The organism is Aliidiomarina halalkaliphila (genome assembly GCF_007096385.1).
Classification (GTDB): Bacteria; Pseudomonadota; Gammaproteobacteria; order Enterobacterales; family Alteromonadaceae; genus Aliidiomarina; species Aliidiomarina halalkaliphila.
The window spans coordinates 221,328-235,962 of sequence record NZ_VJWL01000002.1; the positions used below are offsets into that span (position 1 = coordinate 221,328).

Annotated in this window: 12 protein-coding genes; 10 read left to right on the forward strand and 2 right to left on the reverse strand. The window is 50.2% G+C overall.

The window, feature by feature from the left end; translation table 11 throughout:
• Positions 1-93: 93 nt before the first annotated feature.
• Positions 94-2,025 carry a DUF389 domain-containing protein gene (locus FM042_RS07640; RefSeq protein ID WP_143235832.1) on the reverse strand — a complete coding sequence of 644 codons (1,932 nt, stop codon included), beginning with the start codon at positions 2,023-2,025 and terminating at the stop codon, positions 94-96.
• A gap of 111 nt (positions 2,026-2,136) precedes the next feature.
• Here FM042_RS07640 and FM042_RS07645 point away from each other — a divergent pair, with 111 nt between their 5' ends.
• The 4 genes from FM042_RS07645 to FM042_RS07660 all read left to right on the forward strand — a co-directional run bounded on the left by FM042_RS07645 (position 2,137) and on the right by FM042_RS07660 (position 7,872).
• Positions 2,137-3,000 carry a 23S rRNA (adenine(2030)-N(6))-methyltransferase RlmJ gene (locus FM042_RS07645; protein ID WP_185960738.1) on the forward strand — a complete coding sequence of 288 codons (864 nt, stop codon included), beginning with the start codon at positions 2,137-2,139 and terminating at the stop codon, positions 2,998-3,000.
• A gap of 63 nt (positions 3,001-3,063) precedes the next feature.
• Complete coding sequence (locus FM042_RS07650) at positions 3,064-5,067, forward strand: bifunctional 2',3'-cyclic-nucleotide 2'-phosphodiesterase/3'-nucleotidase (RefSeq protein WP_185960739.1); 2,004 nt, start codon at positions 3,064-3,066, stop codon at positions 5,065-5,067.
• 305 nt (positions 5,068-5,372) lie between these two features.
• Positions 5,373-6,455 (forward strand): OmpA family protein, encoded by a 1,083-nt coding sequence (locus FM042_RS07655; RefSeq protein ID WP_143235835.1) that lies wholly within the window; start codon positions 5,373-5,375, stop codon positions 6,453-6,455.
• A 169-nt stretch (positions 6,456-6,624) separates the two neighbouring features.
• Positions 6,625-7,872 carry an NRAMP family divalent metal transporter gene (locus FM042_RS07660; protein WP_143235836.1) on the forward strand — a complete coding sequence of 416 codons (1,248 nt, stop codon included), beginning with the start codon at positions 6,625-6,627 and terminating at the stop codon, positions 7,870-7,872.
• A gap of 20 nt (positions 7,873-7,892) precedes the next feature.
• On the opposite strand, the gene FM042_RS07665 is transcribed toward FM042_RS07660, so the two are convergent.
• On the reverse strand, positions 7,893-8,474 hold the full coding sequence (locus tag FM042_RS07665) for a gamma-glutamylcyclotransferase (RefSeq protein ID WP_143235837.1): 582 nt from the start codon (positions 8,472-8,474) through the stop codon (positions 7,893-7,895).
• Positions 8,475-8,561: 87 nt separating this feature from the next.
• Between FM042_RS07665 and FM042_RS07670 the strand changes: the two genes are divergently transcribed.
• The 6 genes from FM042_RS07670 to FM042_RS07695 all read left to right on the forward strand — a co-directional run bounded on the left by FM042_RS07670 (position 8,562) and on the right by FM042_RS07695 (position 14,618).
• Complete coding sequence (locus FM042_RS07670) at positions 8,562-9,269, forward strand: hypothetical protein (protein ID WP_143235838.1); 708 nt, start codon at positions 8,562-8,564, stop codon at positions 9,267-9,269.
• A gap of 162 nt (positions 9,270-9,431) precedes the next feature.
• Complete coding sequence (locus FM042_RS07675; protein ID WP_143235839.1) at positions 9,432-10,613, forward strand: acyl-CoA dehydrogenase; 1,182 nt, start codon at positions 9,432-9,434, stop codon at positions 10,611-10,613.
• A gap of 6 nt (positions 10,614-10,619) precedes the next feature.
• Positions 10,620-12,842 (forward strand): thiamine pyrophosphate-dependent enzyme, encoded by a 2,223-nt coding sequence (locus FM042_RS07680; RefSeq protein ID WP_143235840.1) that lies wholly within the window; start codon positions 10,620-10,622, stop codon positions 12,840-12,842.
• Entirely contained in the window at positions 12,839-13,882 is a 1,044-nt protein-coding gene (locus FM042_RS07685; protein WP_143235841.1) for an ACP S-malonyltransferase, read from the forward strand. The genes FM042_RS07680 and FM042_RS07685 overlap by 4 nt, the downstream gene beginning before the upstream one ends.
• 153 nt (positions 13,883-14,035) lie before the next feature.
• Entirely contained in the window at positions 14,036-14,338 is a 303-nt protein-coding gene (locus FM042_RS07690; RefSeq protein WP_185960740.1) for an ArsR/SmtB family transcription factor, read from the forward strand.
• Positions 14,339-14,414: 76 nt separating this feature from the next.
• Positions 14,415-14,618: a YgaP family membrane protein gene (locus tag FM042_RS07695; protein ID WP_143235842.1), complete on the forward strand. Its 204-nt coding sequence runs from the start codon at positions 14,415-14,417 to the stop codon at positions 14,616-14,618.
• Positions 14,619-14,635 lie beyond the last annotated feature (17 nt).

Sequence of the window (14,635 nt, forward strand, 5' to 3'; positions counted from 1 at the left end):
CCTCATAGTTAACAGCTCAAGAAATCTGGGTGCCCTGATTGGGCGTGGGTAATTAGCCCGATAACATAGCAAGACCGCCGCTGAGACACAAATTTACAGGCGGTAGCGGAACCCAAGTTCGAGCACAACGGGGCGATCCCAACGGTTTTCTAATTGCCGTTTTAGTTCGTGCATACTGTTTTCATCCAGAGGCTGTGTGCTCACACTATCGGCACTTATATAAATTGTATTGCGACGGATGCTTACTTCTAAATTCGTTAGTTCAATAATACGTCCTTCCACGACTAATTGCTGATGGGCGATGGCCCGTTCAATCATATAGGTTTGATAAATCGTTGAAAATGCGAAGGCCAAGGGAATCGCAATGATGGCGACCGAACTGAGGGTCACAATCAAACCTTTCCGTGCCCGTTGCACAGGTGCATAGCCGAGCACGAGGAACGTAAGCGCGGCAGCACCAGCGATGCCAAATAAGTTCGTGAGTAACAATAAGCCTGCGCCAGAAATCATGGTCCAATTTCCCCAGCCGACCCCGATGCCAGCAACACAAAGCGGGGGAACCAAGGCGACCGCAATCGCAACCCCAGGCAGACTGCGCATCACACTGGCGCGGGCGTAGGCATAGGCCCCGGCGATACCACAGGCGATAGCCACCCCAAGATCAAGTAACGTGGGTTGGAGCCTGCTAGCGATCTCGGGGGTGATTTCCCGTACCGGTACCAGCATGGCCAGCAAAGCGGAGGTAAATAAGCCCAATCCGACACCAATGGCTATTGTTTTCAAGCTTACTATAGTGAGCGAGCGCTCACTTCGGAGCAGGCCCATAGCCACCGCAACAATAGGGGCCATGAGTGGAGCCAGAACCATAGCGCCAATAATGACGGCGATACTGTTTAAGAAAAGGCCTAGGGTCGCAACCACTGAGCTCAATACCATGAGCGCCAGATAATGAGGATGGGCTTGCGCGCTATCGCGAATTTGAATAAAGAGCTCGCGGAAATCACTTTCAAGGGCATGAGTAAACAGCGGTAAATGGCTCGATATACGGGCGATACGTTCTTCGTTCTGGGGCAGGTTATCGATGCGCATGGTGTCTTTGTTATCGTCGATAGCCTCATGAAAATCATGATAGGTATCGCTCATGTTGATGCGCACCGCCCGCGGATACATCTCCAATAAAATGTCATCGGTTTTATGGGCGCGACCGTCAAGTACGACGCGAACGGGCTTTTCCATTTTGATGTGCAGTTGCCGTGTTTTAATGTAGCCGATGCAACTGGGTAGTTTTCCTTGGGTTTCTTTGCGCACCAAGGATTGCAGTAAAAAGCTCAAATATTGAGTAATGGATTTTGGTGCGATGGCCACAACCGAGACGCGATTATCTTGCACACTGATGGTGGTATCGAGTAGCCGAGCAGCGGCAGAGTGGACATCGTTTTCGAGTGCCACAAGCCCAGTAATGGCAGTTTTAATTTCTTTTTTATCGGTAGTTAAGGTGACCGGAAGGACTTCGATAGCAAATAAATTGCGTACACTGCGCCACAAAAGTGCAATCCAGTAGCGCGCATACCGCCAAGGATTTTGCTCCCGTTGTAGCCAGGTGGTACTGCGTTGGTTAACGAACGGGGTGGCACCGACAGTGACAGAGCCGATCACCACTTCATTATTGCAGCGCAGAATATCGATGGCTTCAGGATCATCCTCAAAGGCCAAGCGCATGGCGTCGTTTTGGTTTTTTGGCAGTTTAAACCAGGTGGCGAGCGGGCCACCTTCAATTAACGGAATAAACCCCAACGAGAAGTTCAAGGTTTTCGCAATATCAATAAATTTAGCGGCGGTTTGATCCGTCACCAAGGCCACCACATGGTCGGCTTGGTCGGTGAATTGCCCGGGGCGCTCTAAAAACTCGTCTTCGGTGACATCAATCAGGGTGATGTTGTGAGTCAGAGCAAAGGTATGAATTTTTTCGAGCAGTGGAAACTGGTCGGCGGGATACACCACCAGAGCTTTTTGCATAAACGCCATATGTGTCTACCAACATCGAGAGCTTGCATTGTTTATAGCCCACGGAGTAACGACAATAAAGGGAATTCGCGCTACTCTATGGCGAAAGTATGAATTGAAAGAGGACGCTTCGTGCTGAGTTATCAACATGGTTATCACGCTGGAAATCCGGCAGACGTGCATAAGCACCTTACCTTACTTGCCGTGATTCGGCGCCTGCAGGAAAAACCGTCAGCGATTCATTTTTTTGATACCCATGCGGGGCGCGGGTGGTACGATTTACGTGGCCCACAAGCGCAGAAAAATGGTGAGTTTCGCGAAGGGGTGGGTCGGGTATTGGCGGCGCGTGATGCTCTGACTAATTCGTCTCAGGGTGATTTATGGTCTCAGTTTTTTAGCGTCCTCGCTAATGCCCACGCCACACCCCCAGTTGTATCCGATTTGCAGTTTTATCCGGGATCGCCGGCGTGGGTAGCATCCCAGCGTCGCGAAAACGACCGTCATACAGTCTTTGAACTGCATCCCACCGAGCATGATGAATTAACCCAAATCGGAAAGCGGCGCACCGGCTTTGTGGTCTATGGTGATGGTTTACACGGCTTGATTAAAAACTTACCCCCGAAAACGCCACGCTTGCTAGTTTTGATCGATCCCGCCTACGAAGTAAAAGATGAGTATGCGGATGTATCGGCCACCGTAGGTCGCGCGCTAAAGCAGTGTCGCCATGGGGTAGTCCTTGTTTGGTATCCACTGTTACCTGCAGCACGGCATGAAGCCATGCTCAGTGATCTTCAGCAATTGGCAACGCCCTGCATTCGCAGTGAATTTCACTATAAAAAGCAATCCGATCAGCGCGGTATGTACGGCTCTGGCATGTTGATTTTCAATCCGCCATGGCAACTCGATACGGTGCTGCACGAAGCCTTTGCGCCGGTACAGTCACTGTACGAACCTGCCGCCACGCATCACGTGGATTGGTTAAATGCAGAGGTTTAATCGTTGCGCTATTGATATAGCGCACACACTTCAAGAACACAGCGTTACATTGGAATGATGATCATGACATCAATACAAAAATACACGGGAATGTTGATCTTAGTGGTTGGCGGGTTACTGGTTGGTTGCGCTGAGCGCATCCCTAGCGATCAACTCGAGCCCGTGCGGGTCGACGTGCGTTTGTTAGAAACGACTGATTTACATGCGTATATGCTCGGCTATGACTATTTTCGACAGCAAGACACCGAGGCATATGGCCTGGCCCATACGGCCATGTTGATTCATGACGCTCGGGCCGAGAATCCAAATCATATTTTGGTCGACAACGGTGATTTGATTCAAGGAAGCGCCATGGGCGATTGGGCGGCGGAACAAGGCACAGGTTACCTTGAGAATCGCGTTCATCCCATTATGAAAGCGTTAAACTACCTTGAGTATGATGTGGCCAATTTGGGTAATCACGAATTCAATTACGGTCTTGATTTTATGTTCGCCACCCTCGCGGGTGCGGAATTTCCCTATGTCAGTGCGAATGCGTTTTATGCGGAATCTGCCGATACTTCGGGCAAGTATGCCGGTACTTGGGGCAAGCCCCTCGTGGAGCCTTACGTGATATTGGAGCGAGACTTCGTGGATCACCGAGGTGACACACAGCGCATTCATATTGGTGTGATTGGTTTCGTACCGCCGCAAATCATGCGTTGGGATGCGCAGCATTTGCGTGACAAGGTGCAAGTGCGCGATATGGTGTCGGCAGCGCAATACTATATTCCTCAGATGCGTGCTGCGGGCGCCGATATTATTGTTGCAGTACCCCATTCTGGTTTGCGTATCTATCCGGAGTATCCAAAGTTTGCCGAGCAGGCGTCGTATCAATTGGCTGGCGTGGACGGCATTGATGCCATCTTATTTGGCCATCAACACCAGCTATTCCCCGGTTCTCCTGCTTATGACAATCTTCCTGAGGTAGACAATGTGGGCGGTTACGTGCGCGGCGTTCCGGCAGTATCACCGGGCTATTGGGGCGATCACTTAGGAATTATTGATCTGACGTTAGAGCGCAAAGACAACGGCTGGCAGGTAGTGGATAGTGCGGTGGAAGTACGCGCCATTGATGTGCGCGTGGACGACGCTTTAGTTGCTTTGTTGCAACGAGAGCAAGCGGCCACCTTGGCAATGTTAAACACGCCTTTAGGTATGCTTGAGCAGCGGGTGTCGAGTTTGTTTGCGCGGGTGCGTCCTGAATCTGCGGTGCAACTTATTAATGACGCACAATCATGGTACGTACGCGAGCTGCAAGCACAAGGTGAGCTGCCGCCAGAGCTCCCAGTGTTATCGGCAGCGGCCCCGTTTCGCAATGGCAGCCAGAGCCCAGATGACTACACTTTGATCGAAGCAGGCCCTTTTACATTAGGCAATTTAGTGGATTTGTATGTGTATCCCAACACACTGCAAGTGGTAGAAATGACCGGAGCGCAAGTGCGAGAGTGGCTTGAGATGTCGGCAAATGCATTTCGCCGTATTGATCCCCAACTATCGGAGCCACAGCCCCTATTTGCACGCTTTCCAAGCTTTAACTTCGATATGATTAGCGGGATCACCTATACCATTGACCCGACCCAGCCTGCGCGTTATTCCAACCAAGGTGAATTAATCGATGCAAACAGTCATCGAATTCACGAGCTTCGATTCAACGGTGAGCCGGTGACACCAGAGCAGCGATTCTTAATTGCGACGAACAACTACCGAGCCGGTGGCGGCGGAAACTTCCCCGATTTAGATGGCAGCACTCTAGTTTATGTGTCCGATGCGGAAGTTCGGCAAGTGATCGCCGACTATGCGCGCAGTCAAACCGAATCTAACGCAGGCAAGCTGTCTGTCGAAGTCGATCACAATTGGCAGTTAATCATTCCTAACGATGTGGTTGTTGAGTTCCGTGGCAGCCCGAGCAGCGCTGCCGAAGAGGAAATGCACGATATACCAGAGTTATACCGTGAAGGGACCGATGAGCAAGGCTATGGGATATATCGGTTACGCGGGAAAGAGTCATCCGTAACAACTTACTAACGGTGTCTATAGCAACCGTTGACACAAATTTAACGCATTTAACCATGCAATCTTTGTGTGCTCTGCTAAAATGCGTAGATAACAACATATTATGCAAAACTAGGGATGTGGAGCTAAAGTTGTTGTAGTCGTCAAATAATGTCAGTGATCTTTGACGTTTTTAGGTTAAATGTTATACTCCTACGGGCGTGAAGGATTTGGTACATAGACTGCAAACTCGCAAGTTTGTTGCCGAAGTTCCGACTGGTTAACCCCCAAGCCAGCGGAATGTTGTGGAGTAATAAAAGGTAGAAAAGGACCCCCTTATGAAAAAGATTGTTGGAATTGCAATTCCTGCGTTAGCAGGCTTAATGCTAGCTGCTCCGGCACTAGCTGAAAATTATTCGGGTACACATGATCTAGCTGTGGGCGTGCGTTTAAGCACGGTCAAGTTTGATTCAGACCGTATCCATGTCAACAACGGCACTCCATTCAACTTGGACAGCAGCTTTAACACCCCTCAGCCGGGCTTAGAGTTTTCTGTTCCATTAACGAATCGGATCTCAATTCGTTCGTTTATCGATTACGTTGAAGCAAGTGTTGATGGGGCGAGCAGTACTTCTTATGGTCGCTTGTTTGGCACAGACGTACTCTTCCACCCACACCAAAACTTCTATTTGGGTTTAGGTTTGGGTCAGGCGAAAGTTCAGTTCCATCGTGACCGTGTTTTCCGTGGAACCTTGGGTTACGCTCGCGACATCAATGAGCGTTGGTTCTGGCGTGCAGAGTATGCACTGCAAACCTCTTCTGATTTTAACGATCATCAAATCGTAGGTGCGGTGAACTACCGTATTGGTAACTCAGGTCCATTGTTAACAAACTGGCGCACTCGTGATGATGCACCACCAGTGGTAGAAGACGATCCAATCGATCGTACTACTGACTCTGATGGTGATGGTGTTCCAGATTACCGTGATGAGTGTCCAAACACGCCACGTGGCCACGTAGTTGATGAGCGCGGTTGTACTGTGTACACCACCTCACAGGTCACACAAGAATTGCGTGTAGGATTCGCGTTTGATTCTGCTCGTGTAACCACAGATTACCGTGGTGACATCCGTCGCTTGGCAGATTTCATGAAAGAGCATTCTGACACAGAAGTGACTCTGCATGGACACACTGACTTAATCGGTACTGCTGAATACAACCAAGGTTTGTCAGAGCGTCGTGCACGCGCTGTAGCAGACATCTTGGTGAACGAGCATGGCATTAATCGTAGCCGTATCCGCACTGTCGGACATGGTATGAGCCAGCCGGTAGTGAATGAAATTAGCATCCCTGCGAACCAGCGCAACCGTCGGACTGAAGCACGTCTGTCTGTTGAAATCCGCGTTCCGCAAACTCGCTAATACGCTTTAGTACTAATGCAAACGCCCACTTCGGTGGGCGTTTTTTTATGCCTATTGAATATGATCTATCAAGTTTCATGAGTACAGGCTGTGGTGCAGTTCATCGGTTTGGTTTTGCTGAGGGTTATGATAAAAAAGGTGCTTACCTTCACTCAGAGCTCTAAGAACAATGAAAAACGATTCTGTGTTTAAGGCCATAGGACCCGGTATTTTAATGGCGACAGCGGCCATTGGCGGATCCCACCTAGTGGCGTCGACTCAAGCCGGTGCGCTTTTTGGATGGCAGTTAGCGGGATTGATTCTGCTGGTCAATATTCTCAAGTACCCTTTTTTCCGCTTCGGTGTCGATTACACCCTTACGCACAATGAAAGCTTGCTGCACGGATACTTCCGTAAGGGCCGAGGTTATCTGTGGATTTTCCTGCTCCTCAATATTGTGGCGGCTATTGTTAACACCGCCGGTGTGTTGCTACTCACCGCTAGCCTGTTGCACTTTGTGATTCCCCATGGCCCCAATGTATTGGTGCTCAGTGCCTTTATCTTAGTGGTCTGCTTGCTTATTTTATTACTGGGTAAGTACCGCGTGCTTGATACCTTGGCCCGTATCATGATGGTGATCTTAGCGGCCCTCACGGTGCTTGCGGTGATATTCGCATTCTCCCAAGGTTCTCAAGTACCAGCCGACTTTGTCAGCCCTTCGCCGTGGGAGTTGGCGGCGCTTGGCTTCTTGGTGGCGATGATGGGCTGGATGCCAGCGCCCATTGAAATTTCAGTGATTAATTCCATTTGGGTGCAGGAGAAGCGTCGTATCGTGCCGGTATCGCGGCGCGGTGGGTTATTTGATTTCAATTTGGGATATTGGGTTACAGCCTTCCTGGCACTGTGTTTTGTGTCTCTTGGTGCTTTGGTTCAGCATGGCAGTGAGCAAGAGATTGCTATGGCGGGTGCTGCTTTTGCGCAACAGCTCGTCAATATGTACGCCGAAAGCCTGGGTGAGTGGACCCGCTGGTTGGTGGCCTTGGTCGCATTTTTCTGTATGTTCGGTACCACCATTACCGTACTTGATGGCTACGCCCGTGGCTTGCACTTAAGCGGGCTACTTCTGAGTAAGCGCCTCGATGTGGATACACCCAACTTAGCGGTGAGTCGCCGAGGTTATACGTGGTTGTTGTTGGCCCAAGCTGCGGCCGGTATGGTGGTTATCTTGTTCTTCCGAGGGGCGCTAAGCCCCATGCTGACCTTCGCTATGACGGCCGCATTTCTCACCACGCCATTCTTTGCCTGGTTAAACTTTAGTTTGGTACGTGGGCGTGGCGAAAACCGTGCACGACGTTCTTGGCTGCATCTCTGGGCGTGGATTGGACTGGTTTATTTACTCGGTTTTGCATTAATTTTTATTTGGTATGCCACGCTGTAAAAGAACAAGGTATTCGAGCGTTAATCCTCATCGGTTTGCGCTGCGAGCAAATGTAAATAGGCCTCGATGGCAAACACATGCGCATCAGTTTCATCAAGTTCGCGTAGGGCTTGAGCAAGGCGCAATACGTATTCGTCATTGGGTCCGCTAGGACCTCTGCTATTAGCGATATGCTCGGCGATATCTGATTCCGGTGCTGGACCGAGCCAAGCGGCGTTATCGCTATTCGCGATATACACCAAGCCATTCACCTCACTGCCATCGTCGAAATGAAATGCGGTTTCGAATCGTAAATAACCGTTTTTTTCCCGGTGGTCCAAATGGGCGAATACATCGGGATGCACTCGATAAGCCATCCCCTTACAGCTGCTTCCAGGCACTTCTACCAACGTAAGGACTCGGCCAGGGGCCTCTGGTGTGCCTCGATGATCATGGGAGCCTTGCCAGAAGCGTCGTTGCCAATGATCGATGCGGGCTGGACGACGCTCAATATAGGGGAAATCGGCTTTGAAAATCAAAGAGCCATAGCCAAACACCCATACGCTATCGAGTCCGGCAAAACACTGCCGTGTGCGATTTAATGCTTGTGTGTCGTGGGGCATAGCAAGCTCCAAGGTTACTTCTTTGTAAGGAGAACTTGTTGAAATATACTACCATAGACAGTGCGAAAAATTATTCGGGAGAATTCTGTGTCAAAGTTTATGCATTGGACTTACATCGCGATCATTTCGGTACTCGCCATCGTGCTTTGGCAAACACGAAGTGACTTAGATTCATTGGAGCGTCAACTCGCTATCGCCACAACACCGGTGGTGATAGAAGACGCAACACCTGCTGAGCCAGCAGCGAGTCGTGACCGCCAGGTGTATTACTTGGAAGCGTTAGTTGAGGAACTCGAGGCGGAGAATCGAGCACTCACCTTATTAATCACGCAGCGCAGTGACGCTAACGGTGAGATGAATGACCATGATTATGATGCGATGCTCGCCGCCGACGAAGACTATGACGATGTGGTTCGTCAAGAAGATGTAGCACAGGAAATTGGTGAAGATTCAACACCGCCGACCCCACGCGTGATGGATCAAATGAATCTGGAAGTACGGTTTAGTGAGGAAGAGGTTGATCCCGATTGGGCGTATGTTTCGGAAACATCCCTGCGTGATTTGTTTATCACCTTAGAAGGATTGCGCTTCTATCAGCTCGACAGCGCTGATTGCCGCAGTTCATTGTGCCGCCTCGTGGTGACTCCTCTGGAAGATGACCGGCCGTTCAATTCCCGTTTATTCTCATCTGAGATTCGTAATATGGAAGGCTTCGGGGATCAGGTTATGATGATGGTGATTGAACGACAAGATGAGCCGCAAGTAGAAATCTATATCGATCGCTCGGGCGGGTAATCAACTGCCCTTGGTCTTATCAGTGATAAATACCCCAGATTTCCCCTCTGGGGTATTTTTTTTAACCAGTGCATATAGTACGTTGTACAAACAACTTGCGTGTTATCGATCACGTAAATTCTTACCTTCATCATCTTTGCAAACCAAGTTGGAGAACAACGCATGAGTAGCCGCGCCGCATTTAACTGGGAAGACCCGTTCCTGATGGATTCAATGCTCACCGATGAGGAGCGCATGATACGCGACAGCGCACATGCCTATTGTCAGGAAAATCTAATGCCACGGGTGTTGATGGCAAACCGTGATGAGCACTTCGACCGCGCAATTATGACTGAGATGGGCGAGATGGGCTTACTTGGGGCGACGATTCCTGAGAACTACGGTGGCGCCGGCGTGAACCATGTGTGTTATGGCCTCATCGCTCGCGAAGTTGAGCGCGTTGACTCAGGCTACCGGAGCGCCATGAGTGTGCAAAGCTCTCTTGTGATGTACCCCATTTACGAATTTGGCACCGATGCGTTGCGGGAGAAATATTTGCCCAAGCTTGCGAGCGGTGAATGGGTGGGATGTTTCGGGCTCACAGAACCCGATGCAGGGTCGGATCCGGCGAGCATGAAAACCCGCGCGGTGAAAGTGGACGGGGGCTATCAACTTACTGGCTCGAAAATGTGGATTACCAATAGCCCTATCGCGGATGTGTTTGTGGTGTGGGCCAAACTTGATGGTGACATCCGCGGCTTTGTGCTTGATAAAGGCATGAAAGGTTTGAGCGCGCCAAAGATAGACGGGAAATTTAGCCTGCGGGCATCGATTACTGGCGAAATCGTTATGGATAATGTATTTGTTCCCGACGCCAATATGTTCCCAGAAGTGAAAGGTTTAAAAGGCCCCTTCAGTTGTTTAAACAAAGCGCGCTACGGTATCGCTTGGGGCAGTTTAGGGGCTGCTGAGTTTTGTTGGCATGCAGCACGTCAGTATACCTTAGACCGCATTCAATTTGGTCGTCCGCTGGCGGCTACGCAGCTTATCCAGAAGAAACTTGCGGATATGCAAACCGAGATTAGCTTGGGCTTACTTGGGGCTCTGCAAGCGGGACGCATGGCCGATGCAGGTCAGTTGGCACCGGAAACCATTAGCTTGATCAAACGGAATAGCTGCGGCAAAGCCCTCGATATCGCTCGGGTGGCTCGCGATATGCATGGCGGCAATGGAATCGCAGATGAATATCACGTGATTCGACATGTGATGAATCTAGAAGCGGTGAATACCTACGAAGGAACACACGATGTGCACGCATTAATTTTAGGGCGCGCACAAACGGGTTTAGCGGCATTTGGAAGCTAACTGCTCATGAACCAAGATTATCCGTTGCAGGAGCGCCTGTTGAGTGCGCTTTTTGATACGCCTTTACCCGAACCAGACGATTTACCGGATCTTGAGCGCTTGGGGTTAACCCTAGCGGATCTCTTTGCCTGGGTCGATACCCAGCTCACGAGTCGGGTGTTGGACTTACATAGTCGTGAGCTGCAAGCGGCCGGTGAAAGCTTCTATACCATAGGTTCCGCTGGGCATGAGGGCAATGCGGCTATTGCAGCAGCGATGCGGCCTACGGATATGGCTTTTTTACACTATCGATCAGGCGCGTTCTTTATTCAGCGCCAGAAACAAGTGCCGGGTACGACTCCGATTTACGATATGCTGCTTAGCTTTGCTGCGAGCAAAGACGACCCGATTAGCCACGGGCGCCATAAAGTACTGGGTAGTAAGGCGGTGATGGTGCCACCGCAAACCAGTACCATTGCCTCGCATCTGCCGAAAGCTGCGGGCATGGCCCACAGCATTGGTTTAGCAAAACGTTTAAATCGTGCAGGCGAGGTGCCTGCAGATAGTTTAGTGGTGTGTAGTTTTGGCGACGCATCGGCGAATCACAGCACCGCACAGGGGGCCATTAATGCCACCTGTTGGGCTGCCTATCAAAATGTGCCTATGCCGATTGTGTTTGTGTGTGAAGATAACGGCATTGGTATTAGTACTCGCACGCCTCATGGTTGGATTGAAGCAGGTTTTAAACAGCGCCCAGGGCTCCACTATTTAAGTTGCGACGGGCGTAACCTGCTTGATGTTTATCGGGCTGCCCGAGAAGCAGAACGTATTGCTCGGAAACGACGGCAGCCGGTGTTTTTGCATATGAAATGTGTGCGCTTGTACGGGCATGCAGGCTCGGATGCGGAAATGACCTATTTAAGTAAAGAGCAAATTGCCCACAATGAGCTTAACGATCCCTTGCGTACCAGCCTTGCGTTACTCGCAGCCTATGGCATTGCAAGTCATCAACAAATGCGTTCGTATCTGGTAAGTTTGTTTGATCGTGTCCGCGCTGTGGGCCGGGAAGCCATTGTGCGTCCTAAGCTAGCGAATGCCGACGAGGTGATGGCGTCTATTGCGCCAAACTATCCAGTCGCAGAGCTGCCACCGCCCATAGCTGATGCCCAACGGGCGGCCTTATTTGCCCATGAAAAACATAATCTGGGCAAACCCCAAACCCTCAATAAACTCCTGAATTGGGCGTTACTCGATATTATGGGGCGGTATCCTAATACGGTGATGATGGGGGAGGATATCGGCAAAAAAGGCGGAGTGTACGGAGTCACCAGTCGATTGATTCAGCATTTTGGTCCCAGCCGTGTGATTAATACGCTTCTCGATGAGCAAAGTATTCTGGGGATGGCCATTGGTTGTGCTCACAATGGCTTTATCCCCATTCCAGAAATTCAGTTTTTGGCTTATGTGCATAATGCTGAAGATCAGATTCGCGGCGAAGCGGCGACCTTATCGTTTTTTAGTGCCGGACAGTTTACCAATCCCATGGTCATTCGTGTGGCGGGACTCGCTTACCAACGTGGTTTTGGCGGGCACTTCCATAACGACAACAGTTTTGCCGTGTTTCGTGATTTACCCGGAGTCGTGGTCGCCTGTCCATCGAATGGGGCAAGTGGTGCTCGCATGCTGCGAGAAGCGATTCGCTTAGCGGATGAACAGCGCCGTGTAGTGATTTTCCTTGAGCCCATCGCGCTATACAACCAGAAGGATCTGCACGAACCCGGTGATGGCGAATGGAGCTTTCATTATCCGGAACCGGAGGAGCGCGTGGCATTTGGTAGCGTCAGTGCAGTGGACGAAGGGGCTGCGCCACAGGTGAGTATTGTGTCGTATGGTAACGGGTATTATTTGAGTCGACAGGCGGCGCGCGAATTATCGCGTTCGGGGCTATCGGTGCGTGTGATCGATTTAAACTGGTTGCATCCATTGCCCATGGAGAGCCTGATTGCCGCCATTGCCGAAAGTAGTCACGTGCTTATCGTCGACGAGTGTCGAGAAACGGGATCGGTCTCTGAAGAGTTATGGACGCGACTCCAAGAAACAAATTGCCCTGCGGTGTTAGGGCGTGTTTGCGCCGACGACTCTTTTATTCCGTTAGCCAAAGCGGCTTATCACGTGTTACCCGATAAAGATGGCATCGTAGCGGCAGTCAGGCAGCTTATTCAAGCGCCGAGCCAAGGAGGCGTGAAATGACAACCGCAGCCAAAAAACAACGCGCGCTCGTAATATGCCCTGGGCGAGGAACTTATAACCGCCCAGAACTAGGGTATTTGGGACGCTATCATGGCCAGCGCAGTGACTTATTTGAGCAATTTGATGCTTTGCGCGGAACCGACCAACCTACGGTGACAGCCTTAGATGAAGCGGCCACATTTAGTGCCAAATTACATTTGCATGCGACCAACGCGGCACCACTTATTTACAGCTGTGCTTATGCGGATTTTCAGGCCATTAATCGGGATCGCTTCGACATTGTTGGGGTCACGGGTAATTCTATGGGGTGGTACATTGCCCTCGCATGCGCTGGTGCTTTAAATGCAACCCGGGGTTTTGAACTCGTGAGCGATATGGCGGCGATGACCAATAGCGCGGATCTCGGTGGTCAGCTGTTGTATCCCAATGTCGGCGACGATTGGCGCTTCGATCCTGAACTCGACGCAAGAATACAACCGTTGTTGTCAGCGACGGGTGAAAATAAGCGGTTGTATACCTCGATTCGCTTCGGTGGCTATCAAGTACTCGCGGGGACTAGCGCAGCGATTCAACATGGGGCGGTAACGTTACCCCCTACGCAAGAGCGCTACCCTTTGATATTGCCCGGACACAGTGCGTTTCATACGCCCTTGATGAAGGCGGCCAGTGAGCAGGCGTTGCAGCGATTCAGCCCAGAATTCTTTGCGGCACCGGAGGTGCCTATGATTGATGGCCGTGGCCATATTTGGCAGCCATTGGGCACTGATAATCGGGCATTGCGTGAATATACCTTGGTGCATCAAGTGTGTGAAACCTACGATTTCAGTACCGCTGTGGTCACCGCTGCGAAAGAGTTTGCGCCAGATGTGATTATCCTTACTGGCCCTGGAAGTACCATGGGCGGCGCTGTAGCCCAAGCCTTGATCGCAGAACAATGGCAGCAAATAACGAACAAGGACGACTTTGTTCAACGCCAGAAAAAATCACCTTTGCTGTTAGCCATGGGCTTAGATGAACAACGCAACATGGTTACGAGGTGAATGTAATTAACTGAAAAATAGTAAGTCTTTACATGTAAATAGTACTTTAGTCGGTGCTGGCGCTTGTTTTACCGCCAACAGGCGGTGTATTCTCCGAAACATGTAAATGCAGTTGCCACTTGATAAATTAGATAAAGCTAATATAATAGACTTATGATTACTATTTCGATTGAAGACATGCAAAAAAATGCCTCACATGCGGAAGCATTACTGAAATCACTGGCGAACAGTCATCGCTTGATGATTTTGTGTCACTTGGTAAAAGGTGAGATGTCCGTCGGCGAGTTAGAGCAAAAAGTAGGGTTGTCACAATCTTCTCTGTCCCAACACCTCGCGAAGCTGCGGGAACAGAAGATTGTGTCGTATCGGAAAACCGGTACAACGGTTTGGTATCGCGTTGATGACAAACATGCGCTGCAGATGTTAGAAACCTTACACTCGATTTATTGCGCATAGGGTTTTATCGACCCTGTGTTTTTTTGGCCTAATATATTAGAATTAAGTAATATATTGTATTTGGAGAGACTAGACTATGAACATCGATCGTATCGTATTTGCCTTTGCAGGTAGCGTAATCCTACTGTCGGTACTGTTAGCTTGGCAGGTCAGTCCGTTGTGGCTTTGGTTAACGGCCTTTGTCGGCGTCAATATGCTGCAAGCGGCCTTTAGTGGCTTTTGCCCGCTAGCGAAAATACTGAAAGCCTTAGGTGCAAAACCTGGCCAAGCGTTTAAGTAAGCGCCGGGCTAAGAGAT